General features: G+C 40.7%; 16 protein-coding genes and 7 tRNA genes. 7 read left to right on the top strand and 16 right to left on the bottom strand.

Annotated features, from left to right (window positions below; translation table 11 throughout):
* Positions 1-134: 134 nt before the first annotated feature.
* From GT641_RS00510 to GT641_RS00455, 12 genes are all read right to left on the bottom strand, one after another.
* Complete coding sequence (locus GT641_RS00510; protein ID WP_161116559.1) at positions 135-287, bottom strand: hypothetical protein; 153 nt, start codon at positions 285-287, stop codon at positions 135-137.
* Between the two features lie 171 nt (positions 288-458).
* On the bottom strand, positions 459-3155 hold the full coding sequence (locus tag GT641_RS00505; protein WP_347562817.1) for a ComEC/Rec2 family competence protein: 2697 nt from the start codon (positions 3153-3155) through the stop codon (positions 459-461).
* Positions 3156-3317: 162 nt separating this feature from the next.
* Positions 3318-4268 carry a GerMN domain-containing protein gene (locus GT641_RS00500; RefSeq protein WP_161116557.1) on the bottom strand — a complete coding sequence of 317 codons (951 nt, stop codon included), beginning with the start codon at positions 4266-4268 and terminating at the stop codon, positions 3318-3320.
* Positions 4269-4291: 23 nt separating this feature from the next.
* Positions 4292-5746, bottom strand: coding sequence for an ATP-binding protein (locus tag GT641_RS00495; protein ID WP_161116556.1), 1455 nt, complete (start codon positions 5744-5746; stop codon positions 4292-4294).
* Between the two features lie 8 nt (positions 5747-5754).
* Positions 5755-6441 carry a response regulator transcription factor gene (locus GT641_RS00490; RefSeq protein ID WP_008401318.1) on the bottom strand — a complete coding sequence of 229 codons (687 nt, stop codon included), beginning with the start codon at positions 6439-6441 and terminating at the stop codon, positions 5755-5757.
* 20 nt (positions 6442-6461) lie between these two features.
* Entirely contained in the window at positions 6462-7109 is a 648-nt protein-coding gene (locus GT641_RS00485; protein ID WP_161116555.1) for a helix-hairpin-helix domain-containing protein, read from the bottom strand.
* Between the two features lie 183 nt (positions 7110-7292).
* Positions 7293-8183 (bottom strand): acetylglutamate kinase, encoded by an 891-nt coding sequence (argB, locus tag GT641_RS00480; protein WP_044945251.1) that lies wholly within the window; start codon positions 8181-8183, stop codon positions 7293-7295.
* 13 nt (positions 8184-8196) lie between these two features.
* Positions 8197-9423 (bottom strand): bifunctional glutamate N-acetyltransferase/amino-acid acetyltransferase ArgJ, encoded by a 1227-nt coding sequence (gene argJ, locus GT641_RS00475; RefSeq protein WP_119962941.1) that lies wholly within the window; start codon positions 9421-9423, stop codon positions 8197-8199.
* A gap of 55 nt (positions 9424-9478) precedes the next feature.
* A complete protein-coding gene (gene argC, locus GT641_RS00470; protein ID WP_161116554.1) occupies positions 9479-10519 on the bottom strand; it encodes an N-acetyl-gamma-glutamyl-phosphate reductase in 1041 nt (346 codons plus the stop codon).
* A gap of 398 nt (positions 10520-10917) precedes the next feature.
* Positions 10918-12459: a sodium:solute symporter family protein gene (locus tag GT641_RS00465; protein WP_119962940.1), complete on the bottom strand. Its 1542-nt coding sequence runs from the start codon at positions 12457-12459 to the stop codon at positions 10918-10920.
* Positions 12460-12834: 375 nt separating this feature from the next.
* Positions 12835-13347: a shikimate kinase gene (locus tag GT641_RS00460; RefSeq protein ID WP_008401307.1), complete on the bottom strand. Its 513-nt coding sequence runs from the start codon at positions 13345-13347 to the stop codon at positions 12835-12837.
* Between the two features lie 126 nt (positions 13348-13473).
* Positions 13474-14418 carry an AEC family transporter gene (locus GT641_RS00455; RefSeq protein WP_008401306.1) on the bottom strand — a complete coding sequence of 315 codons (945 nt, stop codon included), beginning with the start codon at positions 14416-14418 and terminating at the stop codon, positions 13474-13476.
* Positions 14419-14767: 349 nt separating this feature from the next.
* On the opposite strand from GT641_RS00455, the gene GT641_RS00450 reads away from it, so the two are divergent.
* The 7 genes from GT641_RS00450 (at position 14768) to GT641_RS00420 (ending at position 15549) form a co-directional block, all read left to right on the top strand.
* A tRNA-Pro gene (locus GT641_RS00450) sits at positions 14768-14842 on the top strand.
* 39 nt (positions 14843-14881) lie between these two features.
* Positions 14882-14952: transfer RNA gene (locus GT641_RS00445), tRNA-Gly, on the top strand.
* 38 nt (positions 14953-14990) lie between these two features.
* Positions 14991-15064: transfer RNA gene (locus GT641_RS00440), tRNA-Arg, on the top strand.
* A 58-nt stretch (positions 15065-15122) separates the two neighbouring features.
* Positions 15123-15196: transfer RNA gene (locus GT641_RS00435), tRNA-His, on the top strand.
* 31 nt (positions 15197-15227) lie between these two features.
* Positions 15228-15299 (top strand) — tRNA-Gln (locus tag GT641_RS00430).
* A gap of 19 nt (positions 15300-15318) precedes the next feature.
* A tRNA-Lys gene (locus GT641_RS00425) sits at positions 15319-15391 on the top strand.
* Positions 15392-15467: 76 nt separating this feature from the next.
* Positions 15468-15549, top strand: a tRNA-Leu gene (locus GT641_RS00420).
* Between the two features lie 54 nt (positions 15550-15603).
* Here GT641_RS00420 and GT641_RS00415 read toward each other — a convergent pair.
* The 4 genes from GT641_RS00415 to GT641_RS00400 form a co-directional block, all read right to left on the bottom strand.
* On the bottom strand, positions 15604-17592 hold the full coding sequence (locus tag GT641_RS00415) for a TIM-barrel domain-containing protein (RefSeq protein ID WP_161116553.1): 1989 nt from the start codon (positions 17590-17592) through the stop codon (positions 15604-15606).
* Between the two features lie 197 nt (positions 17593-17789).
* Positions 17790-18338: a transcription repressor NadR gene (locus GT641_RS00410; protein WP_161116552.1), complete on the bottom strand. Its 549-nt coding sequence runs from the start codon at positions 18336-18338 to the stop codon at positions 17790-17792.
* A gap of 98 nt (positions 18339-18436) precedes the next feature.
* On the bottom strand, positions 18437-19291 hold the full coding sequence (nadC, locus tag GT641_RS00405) for a carboxylating nicotinate-nucleotide diphosphorylase (RefSeq protein WP_161116551.1): 855 nt from the start codon (positions 19289-19291) through the stop codon (positions 18437-18439).
* Positions 19292-19403: 112 nt separating this feature from the next.
* The gene (locus GT641_RS00400) at positions 19404-20702 is read right to left on the bottom strand and encodes an L-aspartate oxidase (RefSeq protein WP_161116550.1); all 1299 of its coding nucleotides are present in this window, start codon (positions 20700-20702) and stop codon (positions 19404-19406) included.
* Positions 20703-21102: the final 400 nt, after the last annotated feature.

Here is a 21102-nt window from a genome sequence, read left to right as displayed (position 1 = left end):
TATCAAATGTGTCATTTATCCGAAATAATATTCTGCCACTTGCTCTATTCTTTCCATTCCGATAGGACAAGCACTGGTTTCATATGTCATAATTAAATTAATAGATGGTATTATTCCATTATTACAATATGTTTTTATTTTCCTGCATTCTTCAAATACCACTTATATCCTTTTCCGTTTTTGGCACATATTAATTCTTCTTTCGGAAGTGTTTTCTCTAACATCTCAATCTCATGTATTTCATTTTTCAATTTAGCAATTCTTTTTATTATCATATCTTTGATCATACGCATTCTCCTCGTTTCTTTTATGTTCTTTTTCTGCAAATTTTTATTGGTATAATTTCCATTTTTATTTGTTAATACCCCTTGAGAGCACTTCTCCCATGGTATCAGGCTATTTTCCCACTTTTTATACCCTTCTGCTCATCCTGTTTGGGGTATATTGTCTAATTTTCTTTATCCATACCCATGAAGCATAATTTTTCCTGATTGTATGTGTAAAATTATTGCACCGCATTGATCGGTGCGGTAAACCCTTGCGCCAATAGTCTGAAGCTGCATCAGAGTTTCTTCATGTGGATGTCCGTAATGGTTCTTTTTGCCACAGCTGATAATGGCATATTGCGGTTTTATCGTCTGAAGGAAAACTTCGGACGATGCGGAACGCGAGCCGTGATGCCCCACCTTTAAGACATCTGTCTCTGACAACAGGAGATTTTTTTCTAAAATCAATCTTTTCTCTACCATACTTCCGGCATCTCCTGTAAACAAGATTTTTCTGCCATCATATTTCGCAAGAAGAACTATAGACAGATCATTCGCATCCGGACCGGATCCTGTAACCTCATCTCCCGGAACATTTTCTGTAATTTCATTACCCAACCCAATTGCTATCTTCTTATCATCCGTTATACCAGAAGCTTCTCGTTCAGCCACCTGTTTGGCTTCCGCTATACTATCAGATTCTCGCTTAACCACCTGTTTAGCTTCCAAAGTTCTCTCGGATGGATAAAGACATTCCAAAGTCAAACCTGCCATATCCGAATTCAGCTTTTCCCGAATCTTATCCCCTGCTTCCATATATATAACATTGATGTTCTTCTCTTTTGCCAATGTCTCTATATTTGCAAGTCCCTGTCTATCTCCATACTTTGCGAGAACCAGATTCCGTATCCGTACACCGATATGTTCGGCATTCAGCAGATACTCTATGCCTGATATATGATCGGCATCCCCATGCGTCACAAATACATAATCAAGCTCCGACATCCCATAATACCTGATTGCCGGAAGCAGAACATATTCCCCAACTCTCTGGTTGCTGGTAGATCCTCCATCAATCAATATCGAAGTTCCCTGCTCCGTCCGTATCAGAATTCCATCGCCCTGCCCAACATCCAGAAATACAGTGACAAATGAACGATCAAAATTGGCGTATTCATATAACGCCGTCAGCAGTATAACAAGTATAATTCCATATAAATATCTGCCACATCTGCCTGACTTTTTCCTCACCGGCTTAGCCAAGTCTCCACCTAATGGTTTGTTTCTGAACGGTCTTACTAAGTCCTTGTCTGACAGATTGTTTGTCATTGGCTTTTCCAACTTTCTGCCTGCCAAATTATTTCTTATCGACTTATTAACTTCTTCGCCCGCCGAATTGTTCTCATCCATACTCTGAGAGGAATTCTTCTCTCCCGCATAACACCTCAAGATAAAAAGAACCACTCCAAGTCCCAAATAATAAACGAGAACCATTCGAACAGTGATATGCCCTACATTTATACTGCTAAATGGAATCTTCTCGGACAGACCGCACAGTCTTTCATACAATATCAGAATAAAATGTGCCGGTATCCCGGCAAGCTCTGCCGCCTTTATAGAAATAATGCCACATCCTGCTGTTACAAGTGCCGACATCAACAAGCAGGAAACTAACGGCACAACCAGAAGATTTAAAAGTATTCCATATAACGGAAACTGATAATAATAGAATACACAGATTGGAAGGGTAGCCAGAGAAGACGACAGACTGACCCCAAATGCCTGCCTCAGTCTCCCCTTTTTCCCGAATGTCTGAACATATACCGGATGAATCACCGCTAATCCTGCAACAGCAGCAAAGGATAATTGAAAACCCGCATCCCGGATTACATACGGATTCCATACAGCCATGCATATACTTGCAATTCCCGCCGATGTCAGAAGATCCGCAGATCGTCCTTTTGCTTTTCCGATCATTACAAGTCCCATCATAATCACCGCCCGACTGGTAGATCCGGACAGTCCTGTCATGATTCCATAAAATACAACCACGATCATCGCCACACATCCGGAAATACGATAAGATCCTGTTCTTTTACGAAGCCATTCAAAAAGTGTCATACCAAGTATCGCTATATGAAGCCCCGATATCGCAAGAATATGTGCGATTCCATTTAGCTGATACATATTTCTTGTATCCCTGTCCAGCCCCCGCTTATCACCTAGTACCATTGCAGAAAGAACCGAAGCAGCCTTCGGCTCAAATGTCTGATCATATACGGAAGTAACCCGTTCCTTTATCCCATGCAGGGTATTCAACAGTTCAGATTTTTTCACTCCTGTTTCCACATAAGAAGCATCTTTTAAGAACATAAATATCTTCTTTGCCTTATAGTAGTCCGCTGCATCAAATCCACCCGGATTCGTCGCATGCTCCGGTAAAGCTGCAATACCGGACAGCACTACATCTTGTCCAAGTATCGGTTTTTCCGATGTTGACATATATGCAACTATCTTCATCTGTCCCGAATAAGCAAGCTTGTTCCCTACTTTTTCAATTTCTTTTGTCTTTTCGGCTCCTTCTTCTGTCTCTTCAACTCCTTTAACAAACACTTTCTTTGCACGAATCTGTATCACCCAGCCGGAAGTCGTCTCCTGTCTGTCATATATAATTCCACTCACTTTACAGGAAGCCCCCGCTACGCACTTTGCAAAATTCTCCTGTGTCTGGAGCGAAGACATATTGCAGTACCCTGCAATTCCCACAAAAACAAAGATCAGCCATACAAACACTGCATTACGCCACTTATGTACACGATCATTCGTATGTACTGTCATCTCATATCTGCGCATAACAAAAAGAGCTGCAAATATGATTGCAGCCCAAATATACCATCTGCTGCCAGCTATTGCCCCCGTCTCTCCAAACAGAAAGGCACACGCTACCCAAAACAGTGGTCTTTTTATTTTATTTTCCTCCTGACTTACCGCTATTAAACTTCCAAATGCCTGTACTCCTGCATTTGCGTTTTATACCTTTATCCTTTATTCTCAATTACAAATTGAATAATCTGCTGTATATGCTCTTGTGAAATCCAGATTTTCACCATAGGTCAAATCCTGTTTGCCATCTATCTTGAATACAACCCTGTCTACATCTGAGAGCTGAACCAATGAGTTCACAACAGAATACAAAAGCACCCTGTCGTCATATTGCTCCACATTTGTCAGAAAAGAACTGCTGTAATTCACATAGCAGACACGATCCTGAACATAAATGTCCAAAATATCTATATCATCTCCTAACGGACTTTTCCACTCCTTTGAGTTTCGCAGATTTTCCATCACCTGCTCTTCCGATGTCTTGTAGGACATTGCATCGATCACAATTGTTTTCTTATCCAATCGTTTTCCGGTTGTATCAGGCACATAGATATCAACCGAATAATCAGACTTCAAAAAATTACCGTCTATGGTTGAAAAAGACTGTTCTGAATAGACACTCGTATCAAGTTCCCTCTCTCCGATCAGATCAGACAACTCAAAGGACACTTTATCAACACCCTCAACCTGACAAAGAGTATTTGTAAATGCCATCTTGCACAGCAAGATCTGATAATTCTCGGCAGTTTCATAATCCAGATTAAACATAATCGTCACAACACCCTGTCCATCATATGCGTAGCGCTGATAAGTCATGCCCATTGGTACCGGTATCTGACAATTCTTGTCATCTGTTGATGTTATCAACAGATTCATTAATTTATCTATCGTATTCTCTGTTGCTTCAAGCTGATCAATATTCGTACGCTTAACAACAAAATCAGTCCAGTCACCATTCATATAATAAATAGTATATATATCCATGCCTTCACTGGCATCCAGACCCGAACCCGTCGTATCCTTAACTTTATTATCTCCACACCCTGTCAGTGTAAATAATAAAGCAAAAACCATGACCATACGAATAACGATTCGATAACCGAAGATTCTAGTCTTCATATCTTACTCCTTCATCCTTCCGTCTAGTTGACATAATTCATCGGAACACGAACCGTAAATGTAGTTCCCTTACCCGGTTCACTATATACATTGATAATTCCCTTATGCATAACGATAATATTCTTGGATATCGCCAGACCCAATCCTGTTCCTCCGGTATCTCGGCTTCGTGCTTTGTCTACTCTGTAAAAACGTTCAAAGATATGCTCTACACAATCTTCCGGTATACCAACACCTGAATCAGCGACTTTTATATACAGATTTTTATGATCTGCATTCAACGATACCCTGATCCAACCACCATCCACATTATACTTTATCCCATTCTCGATGAGATTTGATATTGCAAGTGTGAATTTCACTTTATCTATATCCGCTGATACTTCACGGAAACTCTCAAAGGTAATCTCAATATTTCTTTTTTCTGCCAACGGAGTCAATCTTTTCAGAATAACCTCCATCAACTCATTAATATCTACGCGTTCAATATTCAGACTGTCTGATCCCTTATCTGTTTTTACAAGAGTCAGAAGATCACTGATGATCTGGGCTTCGCGATCGATCTCAAGCACAATATCATTCATAAATTCCCGATATGTCTCAACAGGAACATTCTCCTGCATCAATATGGACTCGGATAAAACCTTCATAGATGTGATTGGCGTCTTCAATTCATGGGATACATTTGATACGAATTCCTGTCGTGATTCCTCCAGAAGCTGAGCTTTTGCAAATATCCCATTCATATTATCCACGACCATACCGGTTTCTTTCCATAAACCTGCCTTTTGAAGCTGCCCAAGGAATCCATCCTTCATGTTCAAAAGCTGTCTGCGTATCTCTCTGGTGTCACGGATCGCTGTATAAGAAATCACTACAGCAGCAATCACTCCAAGTACCAAAAATATACAAATCAAAATATTCGCACGATACTCCAGATATATCTTATTATCATTGAAATCCTTAAGACTGACTGCCACTACTGCTACATCATCGGTATAGCCTTCCCGATTTACCACAGGAAACATGTACTCGATCGAAGCAGCATCTGCCACCATCTTTTCCGCCTCATCACCGCTCATGATTCTGTGAATATCATTATCCATGATATAAGTATCCCTCATTAAACGAAAACTATCATAGATCACATTATAATCTGTATTAACGATAATGATCCTGGCCGACATACTGTACGCAAGTGTATCTACTCCCTGATAAGTCTGACTTGTGCCCTCGGCTTCTGAATTAATATCATTGACCAGATATTCCAGATTTTTTGAATTATTTCTCAGAAGCTTTTCAACATCACGATATTCATTTTTTACAAGCAAATTGAAAAAAACAGTTCGCATACCTATCGCGACAAGGAACACCAATAGAACAATAATCAGAAAGAGCACTGTCTGAAGACGAATATGCTGTTTTCCATGTATCATGATATTTGTCTTTTTCAAATCATCATTTCTGTCTTTTTTCATCGCAAATATCAGCCTTTAAAATAATAGCCGACGCCCCATTTCGTATGGATATATACCGGTTCTCCCGGGTTATCTTCGATCTTTTCTCTGAGTCTTCGAACATGGACATCCACGGTACGGGCATCTCCCGGATATGTACTTCCCCATATAGTATCAAGAAGTTCGTTTCTTGAATATACTTTATTCGGATGTGCCATTAATAATTCCAAAAGATCGAATTCTTTTGCTGTCAGATTCAGTTCTTTTCCATGAACAAATACCCGTCTGCTGTCAAGCTCTACCTTCATACCATTAATTTCCATGATATTCACAGGTTTTACAGGTTCTGCCTTCTTACCGCTTCGTCTGAGAATTGCTTTTATTCTTGCTTTAACCTCAAGGATATTAAACGGCTTTGTGATATAATCATCTGCTCCATATTCCAACCCCATGATCTTATCCATGTCCTCTCCCTTTGCTGTAAGCATTATGATCGGGACATTGGAAAACTCACGCACCATCTGACAGACTTCTATTCCTGTATATACCGGTATCATAATGTCAAGAAGAACGATATCATATGAATTGTTCTTTATTTTTTCAAATGCCTCTCCACCATCGTAGGCGACATCGACTTCCATATCATCCTGTTCCAGACTGAATTTCAATCCCTTGACAATCAATTTTTCATCATCTACAACCAGTACTTTTTTCATACGATTACACCCCTATATCTTTATTTAACATATATATATTCTTTTATCTTCTGAAAAAGGCTCTCGCCAATCCCGTCTACATTTGTAATATCTTCGATCTGTGCAAAATTTCCATGCTCCGCCCTATATCGGATGATTGATTCTGCCTTCGCCTCTCCGATACCGGAAAGTGTCATCAACTGTTCTTTATCAGCCGTATTGATATCTATTTTCTGTGACTGTTCACTATTATTCGCCTGACCATCCGTATATGTTCTGTCTACCGGAACACCTTGCTGATTCTCCATTTCATCCTTCGTTGGAAAATAAAGCTTCTGTCCATCCTGAACCGGTTCTGCCAGATTTAAGACACCCGAAGCCGCATCCTCAGTCAGTCCGCCCGCAAGAAGCAGCGCATCATTGATCCTGGAGCCTTCCGGCAGCCGGTATACCCCTTCCTGCTTAACAGCACCACACACATAGACATATACATATCCTGTATTTTCCGATGTTGCCGAACTTTCATCTGTCTGCTGCTCTGTCACCTGTACATCTGCATCATCTGTCACATCTGCAGGCTCATAGGAAACGTGGTCATTTCCACAGCCCGACAGCATGAAAATAATCATAAAACCGGCTATCGCCCTGAATAAAATACAGCCGGCATTTTTTCTTTTTCCCTTCATCATATCTGCATAACCTCCTGTATATGCCGATATGACCATACACATTTCCATTTTAACGAACTTCTTTTCCTTTTACAATAGTAAAATAGAAAAAAGACCGGAACTGTAGTTCCTGGTTTTTCTCATTATTACCACACAGTTCCGATCTTTTTCTGTTTTATTTTTTTGTATTACTAAAATTATCATTTAGAATAGAGGCTCTTTTAAGATTGCAGTACCGATACCCTTCTGAGTAAAGAACTCAAGAAGCAGGCAATGCTTCAGGCGACCATCCAAAATATGAACTCTTGATACACCATTTTCCATGGCTGTGATACAGTTATTAAGTTTTGGAAGCATACCACCGCCGACAACACCTTTCTCAATGATATCCTTTGCCTCATGGATATCCATTTCTGAGATCAGGGTAGACTTATCTGTCGGATCGATAAATACACCTTCAATATCTGTTAAGAATACCAGCTTTTCTGCCTTTAATGCTGTTGCAACAGCACATGCCGCATCATCAGCATTAATATTATAATCCTCATATTCTTCACTGACACCGATAGGGGCGATAACAGGTATAAAATCCTGATCGACCAGTGCATCGATCACCTCTGTATCAACCTTTGTGATCTCGCCTACATAACCGATATCTTTTCCACCCGGCAGACGCTTCTTAACGGTAAACAGTCCACCATCCTTTCCACTGATACCCACAGCCTTTAAACCAACCTTCTGCATCATGCTGACAAGACTCTTATTTACCTTGGATAATACCATCTCGGCAATCTCCATTGTCTCCCCGTCTGTTACACGAAGTCCATTAATAAATTCAGGTTCTTTTCCAATCTTCTCTACCCATTTGCTGATCTCCTTACCGCCGCCATGCACGATAACCGGTTTCAGTCCAACCAGCTTTAATAATGCAACATCTTCAATCACATTATATTTCAGATTCTCATCCAACATAGCACTTCCGCCATATTTTACAACAATTGTTTTCCCCTGAAATTTCTTGATATAAGGCAAAGCCTCGATCAGTGTCTGTGCTTTTGATATTACCTGATCTACTGTATAATCTCCCTTTACCATCTTATTTACTTCCTCACTTTCTATACTCTGCATTTATCTTGATATATTCATATGTAAGGTCACAGCCCCACGCGGAAGCTGTCTCTGTACCGGCATGCATATCCGCATGAAAACATACCTGATCCGGCGACAGGATCTCCGTCGCTCTTTCTTCATCATAATCGGTACAGACCCCGTTTTCAACTATTTTTAAGGAACCGGCCTCACTGGATATTATAATATCTACCTTATATGGATCAAAAGCGATCCCGCTCTGTCCCATCGCGCACACCAGACGTCCCCAGTTCGCATCCGAACCGTATACGGCGCATTTTACAAGGTTTGATGTCACCACGGATTTTGCAAGCTTTCTTGCGCCCTCCTTGGATTCCGCCCCTGCTACCTGTACCTGAAACATCCTCGTCGTTCCCTCTCCGTCCGCTGCGATCAGCTTCACGAAGTAGGTATTGATATATCGAAGTGCCTCCGCAAATGCCGGATAGTCCGCATCCGTTTCAAGCAGCTCATCATTTCCTGCCATGCCATTTGCAAATATCATAACGGTGTCATTCGTTGAAGTATCCCCATCGACAGATAACATATTATAAGTGTCTATGACATCATTTCTCAGTGTTTTCTGCAATAACTCCTGACTGATATTCAGATCCGTTGTCAGGAATCCAAGCACCGTTCCAAGATTCGGATTGATCATACCGGAACCTTTGCACATGCCTCCGACGGTAATTGTCTTCCCCTTGATCTGCAGCTTTACCGCGATCTCTTTCTTATATACATCGGTCGTCATAATGGCTTCCGCCGCATGACTTCCACTTTCCAAATCATCGGAAAGCATCCCTGAAAGTTCGCGGATTCCATGCGCGATCGTCTCCATCGGAAGCCTTATACCTATTACTCCGGTCGAAGCAACCGCAACCTGATCAGCCGGTACCTGAAGTTCTGCTGCCGCAAGCTCTGCCATATGCGCCACATCAACATCTCCTGCTTCTCCGGTACATGCATTTGCCACTCCACTGTTTACAACCAGTGCCTGACATAAGCCGATATCGTCACATAATGCTTTGTCCCACATAACAGGTGCAGCCTTGACTACATTCTGTGTAAATACTCCAGCTGTCTTCGCCGGGCACTTGCTGACTAGCAATGCCATGTCTTTTTTCTTTTTATTTTTTCTTACTCCGGCGTGCATACCTGCTGCCAGAAATCCGATTGGAGCTGTCACTCCGCCGGAAATGATCTCCATACCGATCACCGCCTTATATCATCTGTTCTTCCACGATATCCGATGCCGTTACTCTTTATGGGAATACCGGAGCCATCAGCAGTCCTTCTTCTTCCGGAAGTCCAAACATAATATTCATATTCTGAACTGCCTGACCGGCTGCTCCCTTTACCAGATTATCAAGTGCTCCCATTGCAATGATACGTCTGGTTCTTTCATCAATCTTAAAGTTGACATCTACATAATTGCTGCCCTCTACCCAACGTGTCTCCGGACATACATCCTTGTCAAGAACACGGACAAATCTCTCGTTTGCATAATATTTATCATATGCAGCACGAACAGTATCGTAATCTACCTTTTCTTTTAATGAAGCATATGCCGTAACCAGAATACCACGATTCATCGGAACCAGATGTGGTGTGAAATTAATCATGATCGGACTGCCGTATGCATATCCAAGCTGTTCTTCGATCTCCGGTGTATGGCGATGAGTCGTTACTCCATATGCCTTAATGCTTTCATTTACCTCACAGAACAGGTTCGGGATCTTTGCTCCTCGTCCTGCTCCTGATGTACCGGACTTAGCATCTACAATGATCGTATTCGGATCGATCAGCTTCTCTTTTACAAGCGGATATAAGGAAAGAATGGAGCAGGTTGTATAACAGCCCGGATTTGCCAGAAGTCTGCATCCCTTTACCTTATCTCTGTTGATCTCACACAGACCATATACGGCCTCATCGATAAATTCCGGACTCTTATGCTCAATCTTGTACCACTTCTCGTAAGTAGCAACATCCTTAATTCTGAAATCCGCACTCAGATCAATGATCTTAACCTTTGATAAGATATCCTCATTTACAAGAGAAGAACATAAGCCCTGTGGGGTTGCAGTGAAAATAACATCCACTTTCTCAGCCAGTTCATCCATGTTCTCGCCCAGACAGGTTGCATCCACGATCTGAAACATGTTTCCAAATACTTCGTAATATTTCTTATCTATAAAACTTCTGGAACCATACCAGACTATTTCCACATCCTTATGTCCAAGAAGAATTCTTACTATTTCCTGACCGGCATATCCGGTTGAACCAATAATTCCTGCTTTTATCATATCTTACTCCAATCTGCTGCGACCGGTCATTTTCCGTTACAGCCATCGTCCTATTTGTATTTCTACACATTCATTTATCTTACTCTCTGCATTTTCTTCCGTCAACCGCTTTCATAGGAAAATACAGTTCGTATAATCTTCCATGATTATACAGTTATTATGCATAATATTCAAGCATTAATTAATAAATATACAAAAAATTATTTTGATATTTATTTTTTTATTCTATTTTTAATATGTTCGTATACTTTCTTTCTGTTTTGAAAACTGATTTTACATTCAAAAAGCTCTTGTACAAACACATTTTTACGCATTTCACACAAATGTTAAAGCCGGCAGGACAGAATGTTTTTCTGTCTGCCGGCTTTATACATATTATGTATATTTTTTGAATAATATTAGTCCAATGCTTCCTTCTGAGGTACGGTTACTGTCGCTTCATAACAGGAGAAGATCTCCTCTACGCGCTCCTGATCCGGTTTCTTTGTGATCAGACTGACGACCGGAACAAGGATCAATCCACCGATCATCGCTGCTGCACCACAGTTTACAGGTGACTGTAATGCCTGTGGAAAACTAAATAACTGCCATGTATTACTGATAAAGTTCAGTGTCATGATACCAACGCCCCAGATAAAACTTACAAGGCAGGCTGCCACTGTCGTACGTTTCCAGTACAGACCATATAAAAACGGAGCCAAACAGGCACCTGCGATCGCACCCCATGAGATACCCATAAGCTGTGCGATAAATGCCACTTTGCTGGAATACTGAATGACTGCAATGACCGCTGATAATGCGATAAATACTACCAGCATGATCCGCATTGTAAGAACCTGCTTCTTCTCTGACATTTTCGGTGCGATCGATGCTTTGATAAAGTCGATCGTAAGTGTGGAGCTTGAGGTCAGAACCAATGAAGATAAGGTAGACATCGAAGCAGACAATACAAGGATAACCACCAGTCCCATCAATACTTCCGGAAGATTCTCAAGCAGGTGTGGAATGATCGCATCAAATCCTTCTGTTGCTACATCCGTCTCAGTCAGTCGTCCAAAACCACCAAGGAAATAACATCCTCCGGCTACGATCGTAGCAAATAAAGTAGATACGATCGTTCCTGTCTTAATTGACTTCTCATCTTTGATCGCATAGAATTTCTGGATCATCTGAGGAAGTCCCCATGTTCCAAGTGAGGTTAAAATGACAACACATACCAGATTGAAGATATCCGGTCCAAGGAAGGATGCAAATACACCCGGTGTGTCCGAAACCGCCGGATCATTTACACGAGCCAGCTTGTCTAACGCACCTGTAAGACCGCCTCTCTCGTTTAATACTGCATAGATAACTGCTACTATACCAACCAGCATGATCAGTCCCTGAATAAAGTCATTGATCGCTGTCGCCATATATCCGCCAACGATTACATAGATACCGGTAAGAACTGCCATAGCAACAACACAGATCTTGTAATCAATGTCGAATGCCATTCCAAACAATCTGGAAAGACCATTATACAATGAAGCCGTATATGGGATCAAGAATATGAATATGATCCAGGAAGAAATGATCTTCATGGATTTGCTGTTATATCTTCTCTCAAAGAATTCCGGCATTGTTCTGGAATCCAGCTTCTGCGTGATCAGTCTGGTTCTTCTGCCAAGCACTACCCATGCAAGCAGTGATCCAAGGATCGCATTTCCAATACCGATCCATGTGGATGCAATTCCGTATTTCCATCCAAACTGTCCTGCATATCCAATAAAAATAACTGCCGAAAAATAGGATGTACCATATGCAAATGCTGTAAGCCACGGGCCTACGCTTCTTCCTCCCAGTACAAATCCGTTCACATCTGTCGCCTGTTTTCTTGCATAAAATCCTACACCGATCATTATGCCAAAGAATACAACAAGCATAATCACTTTAATAACCATGTCGACCTCCCGTCACTTCTCATTTTTGTATTCGCAGAATTTTACAGCCAACTTTCCACCAACAATAGCGCATCTTATAATTTCTGATTTTCGAATTCTGATATAATCCGGCTCATTTTACTTTATTGCGTTGAAGTCAAGTAACTTTAAAGTTCTACGTTTTAAACCACAAAATAGATTATATTGGATACATCCATTTTCGTCAATATAAAAAACGACTTCCGTGCAGATATTTTTTCAGCTTTCGCCAAATATTTCATTCTGCTGTTCAGAAGTCGTTTTTCCAATCTGTTTTTAGTACCTCATAAGCCCGCTGCACATTTCCAAATTCATACCATTACTTTGGATCTATGCTGTTTGCGCTTGTTCTTCACATTAATGTGTGTTCTCATATGCCAACACTTTTTCTGCAATCGTATCCATTAGTTCTTCTACGGAAAGCCCCTCGGCTTTTACCGTGATCTGTGCATATTTTTCATATAATAAGATTCTCTCTTTATAAAGATCCTTTAAAGTCTGACCATCCTTTAACACTACGCCACGTCGTTTTACATTTTCCAGTCTGGAAGCGATCACTTCATATGGAAGCTCGATATATACTACAATATCATTTTTTACATAATGCTGCATGGCTTCATCACAGTATACGACACTTCCTCCGGTTGCAATAACCGTATTCTTTAAGTCAATTTCTTTGTTTACATCATTTTCTATCTGAAGGAACCCATCATCTCCGTATTCCGCTATCAACTCACGAAGCAGCTTACCATGCTTCTTCTGGATCAACACATCTGCATCTACAAAATCAAATCCAAGAACCTTGGCGAGTACCACACCTATCGTACTCTTTCCACATCCCGGCATTCCGATCAAAACTATATTTTTCATCTTCTTTCTCCATTCTCTGTATTTTAATTTTCTATATTATCCTAATCTTTTCATTTATTCTCTGTATTCATTACTTCTTATTTAATCCCAGTTCTGTATATTCAAGGATTTCTATTATTGCTTCTGTCATATACATCCCATAACGCGAAGGACATATACCCATGCCGTTATCGTGATCGATGAAAACAGAGTTGTCAGCACGATTGCATTTGACGACAGGACTTCATCATTATTCATATTCTTAGCCATAATATAACAGGTTACCGTGGATGGTGAGCCTGTCATGATCAATATTGCTGCCAACTCACTCGGTGCAAACCCAAGCTTGATCGCAATCGGCATATAGATCAAAGGAAATACAATCAGCTTCATAAGAGCTGCTGTAACCGCAGGCTTCATTTTCTCCAGTGCCGCTTTTGTATTAAAACCAGCTCCTATGGCGATCAATGCGATCGGAGTCGCCGTCTGTGCTATATAATTGATCGTCTTCATCGGGATCGCCGGAATCGTAATATTAAATAATGAAAACGGAACTCCGAGTACGATACCGATTATGATCGGATTCTTTAAAATATTAATGCATGCCGTTTTAATTCCGTCTGAACCATGGATATTATCTCTGCCCCCAAAGGTCAGCATAATAACAGACAGGATATTGAACAATGGTACTGCCGCAACGATCATAAGCGGAGCCATCCCTGAGCTTCCACAGATATTTTCTACAAAGGCAATTCCAAGCACCGCCGCGCTGCCTCTTGCCGATGCCTGCGCAAATGCTCCGACCATCGTCTTATCCCGGCAATATATCTTTGCAAAGCACCATGCACATGCAAACATAATAAAAGTTCCAAAGAAACAAAACGCCACAAATTTCATATTTACGTCTTTTAATACCGAGGTTGTTGCGATATCCCGGAACAAAAGCACCGGAAGGGATACCTTAAACACATATTTATTTGCTATATTTGCAAATTCATCATTGATCAGCCCAATCCGTTTCAGAAACCACCCCAACAGGATCACCAGAAAGATCGGCACTGTCGCATTTATACTAAATAAAAAATCACTCATTCCATTCTCTCTTTCCTTAATTAAACTGTCGCAGCCCTTACTATAGCACAGCTTGTTACCCGATTCAATTTTTATCCGATTTTTTTAAAAGATCTATATGCAACAGATACATACCTGCCAGACCTCGAAAACTTTAAATTAATGCTAAAATATATGAAATTATCATCAATCCATATATAATATTCAAAAAAACGAATACTGGGAAGCGGCTTAAAACCTTATAAAATCCGCTCTGTCAAAAAAAATATAAAAAAAATAAAATTTATTGTTGACATCAAGGGGGTGTTTATGTATAATATGTCTTGCGTCAGAGATATGGCGAACATAAAAAACGACAAACACTTTGTTCCGGGGTGTGGCTCAGCTTGGCTAGAGCGCTTGATTTGGGATCAAGAGGTCGCAGGTTCGAATCCTGTCACCCCGACTTAGATAATCATAAATCTAAACACTGTTAAGCAATCATGCGGGTGTAGTTCAATGGTAGAACACTAGCCTTCCAAGCTAGATACGTGGGTTCGATTCCCATCACCCGCTCTTTATTTTCGCTAATATTTATAGCGGGAATTTAAAATGTGTCCGTAGCTCAGCTGGATAGAGCAACGGCCTTCTAAGCCGTGGGTCGGGGGTTCGAATCCCTTCGGGCACATTTATTTGTTTCATTCTGTGGCACTACTGCTGTTCCATATGGATGTTTCACTTATATGGTGGGTATGGCGCAGTTGGCTAGCGCGCCAGATTGTGGCTCTGGAGGCCGAGGGTTCGAGTCCCTCTATCCACCCTTTTCTTTATCGCATATTAAGCGATGCTTTTGGGTTATCGCCAAGCGGTAAGGCACAGGACTTTGACTCCTGCATTCGCTGGTTCGAATCCAGCTAGCCCAGTCAAAAACTTAATTTATATGGGCCATTAGCTCAGGCGGTAGAGCACTTGACTTTTAATCAAGTTGTCCGGGGTTCGAGTCCCCGATGGCTCATTAAAATTTCAGATATAATTTTATATCTGATTTTTTTATATCTACTCTTCTGTTCTTTATATATAGAAGAAACTCTGCGGATATGGCGGAATTGGCAGACGCGCTAGATTTAGGTTCTAGTGTCAACAGACGTGCAGGTTCAACTCCTGTTATCCGCATCAAAAAAGGCAATCATAATCGATTGCCTTTTTCTTTTATCTGATATCCTGTTACTAATTATTGAAAATTACACGGGACATCTTCAAATTACATTCTCTTGTAAATCCATCATCATCATACAACTGATAACTACTTCCCGCATACCCAAGTAACTGCAGCTTCTTCGTATTAATATCCGCAACACACTCGGCAAAGTCAGCAAGAGGAATGCATTTTCCTTTCCGAATAAATAAAATCACTTCATTCAACGGCACTTCTACAAAATGATGTCCTTTTTTCATCTCGGTCTGTTCAATATCACCCTCAGCCTTGAAACGGACAAGCATCATATCCTCCGGCAGATAAACATATCTTCCGATTGCATTCTGTGTATATACCGGTGCGATCATAATCTCATTACCAAGCATAAGCTGGTCTTCTACATTTACCGCCATACGATCTTCCGGATATTCAAATGCAAGCGGTTTGAACATCATTTCATCATTTAAAGCAGCCTTCATATATTCACTGTAAATATATGGAAGCAACCGATAACGAACACCTATGATATGTCTGAAATCTTCAATCTGCTCAAACTGATAACACTCCTGCTCTCTTGTGCCAAGGCATGCATGATTACGCATCAGCGGTGTAAATACACCAAGTGCAAGCCATCTGAGCAAAAGATCCCTGGTCGTATTACAGCCAAATCCGCCCAGATCTGCTCCTGTATATAAGAAACCACACATATTTAATGATGGAAGCATTTTCAGATTCAATAGGATATGGGACCACCAGGATTTATTATCTCCGGTCCAGATACCGCCATAACGATGCATTCCGATATAAGATGATCTGGAAAACAACAGGCATCTTTTCTCCGGACAGATCTCTCGAAGTGCTTCACCTGCTGCCCGTGTCATATTATAACCGAAAAGGTTATGTACCTGATCATGACGCACCATCTTTCCGTTCATATTATGATACATCGAAGCATAGTCTTTGGCATTATTAGCCAGATCTGCTACCATATCCCGGATTCCCCAGACATCATCCACGGATTCTTCTTTATCAATAAATTCCCGCATTGCCTCTTTCACTTCACAAACACCTTCCGGTGTATAAAAAATTGCCGGTTCGTTCATATCATTCCAGAAGCCTTCAATCCCTGCATCTGTAAGAAGCTTATATTTCCCGCCAAACCATTTTCTTGCTTCCGGATTCAATACATCCGGAAAATGTGTGTATCCCGGCCATACAGCTGCAACAAAATCACTTCCGTCCTCTCTTTTACAGAAATAATTGTTTGCTACGCCTTCTTCATACACATCATATCCTTCTTCGATCTTCACTCCCGCATCAATAATCGGGATCAAGCGTATATTTTCTTTTTTCAACTCTTCTACATATTCAGAAAAATCACCAAATGCTTCATTTATCGTAAAGTCTTTATAATGATCCATATAATCGATATCCATGTATACCATATCAATCGGAATATGATTCTCCCTGTATTTCTTCACAACATAAGCAAAATCTTCCGGTGTCTTATAGCCCCAACGGCTCTGTCCAAAACCAAAAGCAAACTTTGGAGCAATATAACTTTTTCCTATCATTTGTCTGAATTGTTTTACAATATCATATATACTTTCGCCTGTGATCACATAGAGATCCAAATCTGCTTTATCGCAGAAAATATGAAGTTCGTCCATCTTAGTATATCCGATATCAAATACCAGCGAAGACGGATAATCTATGTACAATCCAAATGTTCTCTCGCCGGATATAACAACAAAATTATGAGATGCATATAAAGAATAAACATCCTCATGATGATTCGGAATATCTGTATTATTGCTTATATATTTATATCCTCTTTTGTTGATTCCACGATTTGCTTCACCAAGTCCATATACTGCATCCTCTGCTTTCATATCATAAAGAAATGAAAAGCCATTATCCAGATTTACTGTTCCAACTTCAGGCATACCTTCCGATGCCTCAAATGACGCAACAACCGATTCTGTAAAAAACGGATTACCATATGTGTATTTTTTTATCATTCTCATTTCCTCTTTTCCTTTTTATTTGGTATATAATTTATTATACCTGATAATGTTATTATATTATCTGTCCATCCGTTTTTCTTACATTATTTTTATAAATTTGTTGCACAATATTGACTTATTAATTTCTTCCTCTCATCATCTTATAACATAAAATGGCAGGCAATCTGTTATAGACTACCTGCCATCCTGTGTCATTCACTTTTTTCCCAAAAATCAACCGGTTCGAAATCCAGCAGTTTCGCAAGAAAACCACATTCCTCCAGATCCTTCTGAATATTATCCAGAATATCTTCTGAATCGGCCTGCACCGTATGATAATGGTAATTGTCGGTTATCTTAAGAAGCGGCGATGATTTTCCACTGCTTAAGGTCTTTACATATTCATAAATATCTTTTCTGGTTTTTATGTTCATCGGAGCTTTTACAACTCCATAAATCTTATGATATACAAATACATCCAGAATCCTGCCGCCATTATCTACGATGATCTGTAATTCTTTCTCTATCTCTTCCGCAGTATGACGCACCTTGAATATTCGTTCACATTTTCCCGGCTTTAATAACACATATCCCCGGTTTGTTGAAACAATATTATTGTCAGCCGCCCGAAGCAGGGCAATATCCTGTACGATCACCTGCCTGCTCACACTGAGTCTCTTCGCCATTTCCGCCCCCGCGATCGGCTCTTTACTCTTCGCAAGCATCGACAACAGTTTTGCCCGTCTTTCAACTCCTGTCATGTTCTTCCTCCCAATCTTATCATCCATTAGCCCATTCTATTTCTCATGTAAACCTTCCCTGCGCCCAACGGCAACAGAAATTTTGTTACAATGTTCAGTTAGATTCTATGAAGATTTTTCAGAGAAATATCCATGATCGGGGCGGAATGTGTCAGCGCTCCACTTGATATATAATCAACACCAAGGTTCTTCAAACGCTCGATATTTTCTGCTGTTACATTACCTGATACCTCAATTTCTGCCTTGCCGTCAATGATACCGATCGCTTCTTTTAACATTTCATCTGACATATTATCCAGCATGATAATATCAGCTCCGGCTTCAACAGCCTCCTTTACCATATCCAGATTCTCAACCTCGACTTCGATCTTTCTGACAAACGGTGCATATTCCTTTGCCATACGGATTGCCTCTTTCACTCCGCCTGCTGCGCCTATATGGTTATCCTTCAGAAGGACTCCGTCCGAAAGATTATATCTGTGATTATGTCCACCACCGACACGAACCGCATATTTTTCAAAAATACGATTATTAGGGGTCGTCTTTCTGGTATCAAGCAACTGGATCTTGCTTCCTGCAAGAAGTCCTGCAACCTTATGTGTGTACGTAGCAATACCGCTCATCCTCTGCAGATAATTCAGTGCTGTCCGTTCTCCCGATAACAATACACGGATATCCCCGGTTACAACTCCCATCAACTGTCCTGCCTTTACCTCATCGCCATCCTTGCAGTAGAGTTCTGTTACGGTTGTATCATCTAATAATTCAAATACTCTCTTAAACACCTGTAAACCACAGATGATTCCATCCTGCTTGCAGATTAACTCTACCTTTCCCATGCATGCCTCCGGCATAACGGAATTTGTTGATACATCCTCACTTGTAATATCTTCTTTTAATGCTCCAAGAATAAAAGGGTCTACATTTAATTTTAAAGTAATCTGATCGTACATAATATCCTCCTGAATGATTCTTCTGTATTTCCTATCCGGTACTTACCGGCCGTATTTTTCTGCAAATGATCCGGCATTTGTCGGCCATGCTTTTTCTGTAAACGTTTCGTTTCTATGCGCTGTGCTTCTGAGCTTCTTCGTTTTCCCTTGCGATCTCAGCCTTAAGCAGCGCCTTATATTCTGCTGCCAACTTCTTCTTATCTGTATAATCGTCTTCCCTGTAAGAGATTTCTTCTATCTTTGTCCGGTCGAACTGCTCAGTCATTTCCTTTGCTGCCCGCTTGGCAAATACCAGACTCTCAAGAAGCGAATTGCTTGCCAGACGATTCTTGCCATGAACTCCGTTACATGCAGTCTCTCCGATCGCATATAACTGATCCATCGATGTCTTACTGGACAAATCCACCTTGATACCACCCATGAAATAATGCTGTGCCGGCACAACCGGTATGCATTCTGTATACACATCATATCCCATTTCTTTACAATGCTCAACGATATTCGGGAAATGGTCTTCTAATTCTTTTCTATCAATCACAGTCATATCTTCCCAGACATAATCTGTCCCGTCCTTCTCCATTTGTTTGCGAATCTCGATCGTCAGCAGATCTCTCGGAAGAAGTTCATTTACAAACCGCTCATGATTCTTGTTATAGAGAAGCGCGCCCTCGCCACGAACTGACTCCGAGATCAGAAAACTCCTGTCCTCCGGCTCTTTGCTGTATAATGTTGTCGGATGGATCTGGACATAGTTCACATGCTCTGTCTCAATCCCATGCTTTAATGCGATTGCAACGGCATCTCCGGTCAGATGTCTGAAATTAGTCGAATGTCTGTAAATACCACCGATTCCTCCACAGGCAAGCATGGTATAGTTTGCCTCGATCGGGAAGATCTTATCCTCCGCATCTCTTGCCACCACACCGTAACAGCAATTATCCTTACACAGGATATCCACCATGGTTACATGCTCGTAGATTGTTACATTCGGAAGCTTCTCTACATTGCGGAGCAGGGTACTCGTGATCTCTTTTCCTGTTACATCCTCATGGAAAATGATACGATGATGGCTATGTGCTCCTTCCTTTGTATAGCTAAGACTGCCATCCGGCTCCCGATGAAAGTCTGCCCCATACTTTACAAGGTCATTTACGATATCAACTGACGAACGTATCATCACCTCTACACTCTTTGGATCATTCTCATAATGCCCTGCCTTCATGGTATCTTCAAAATAACTGTCATAATCATCTTCTGATTTCAGCATACACATCCCCCCCTGTGCAAGGAAGGAATCACTGTGTTCTACGATATCCTTTGTTATGATCGTTATCTGTTTATCACCGGGGAGATTCAATGCTGCATATAAACCTGCGCATCCACTTCCCACAATTAAAATATCTGTCTTCATATTGTTTCTCCAACTATATTTATTCGTTTTTTCTTCTTGTATAAAAAAGCGTTGCCTTAGTATAACACGTTCTGTCACACATGACAATATAGTATTTTACACCACTTTACAGGTGTCTTGTCAGTAGATAAAAATGGAAGACAGCATTATTATTATGAAGTAAGCCTTTTTTAACGCCGGTTCTTAGTGAGTCGCCATAGGCGAGGAGCTTAGCACCGTTGCGTTAAAATAGAGTGCGAACGTCTTACGGAATAATAAGTAATGCTGTCTTTCATTTTTATCCAAACACCAATATCCGGAAATGGCTTGCTTCATAAAGTACATATACTCCAATGCCAAATCTCACTTCTCATTTTTGATTTAAACATTGATATCCTAATCTATGCTGTGACTACATTTT

It is taken from the genome of Clostridium sp. BIOML-A1, assembly GCF_009874105.1.
Taxonomy (GTDB): Bacteria; Bacillota; Clostridia; order Lachnospirales; family Lachnospiraceae; genus Coprococcus.
This window is presented reverse-complemented; position numbering and strand designations above follow the sequence as displayed.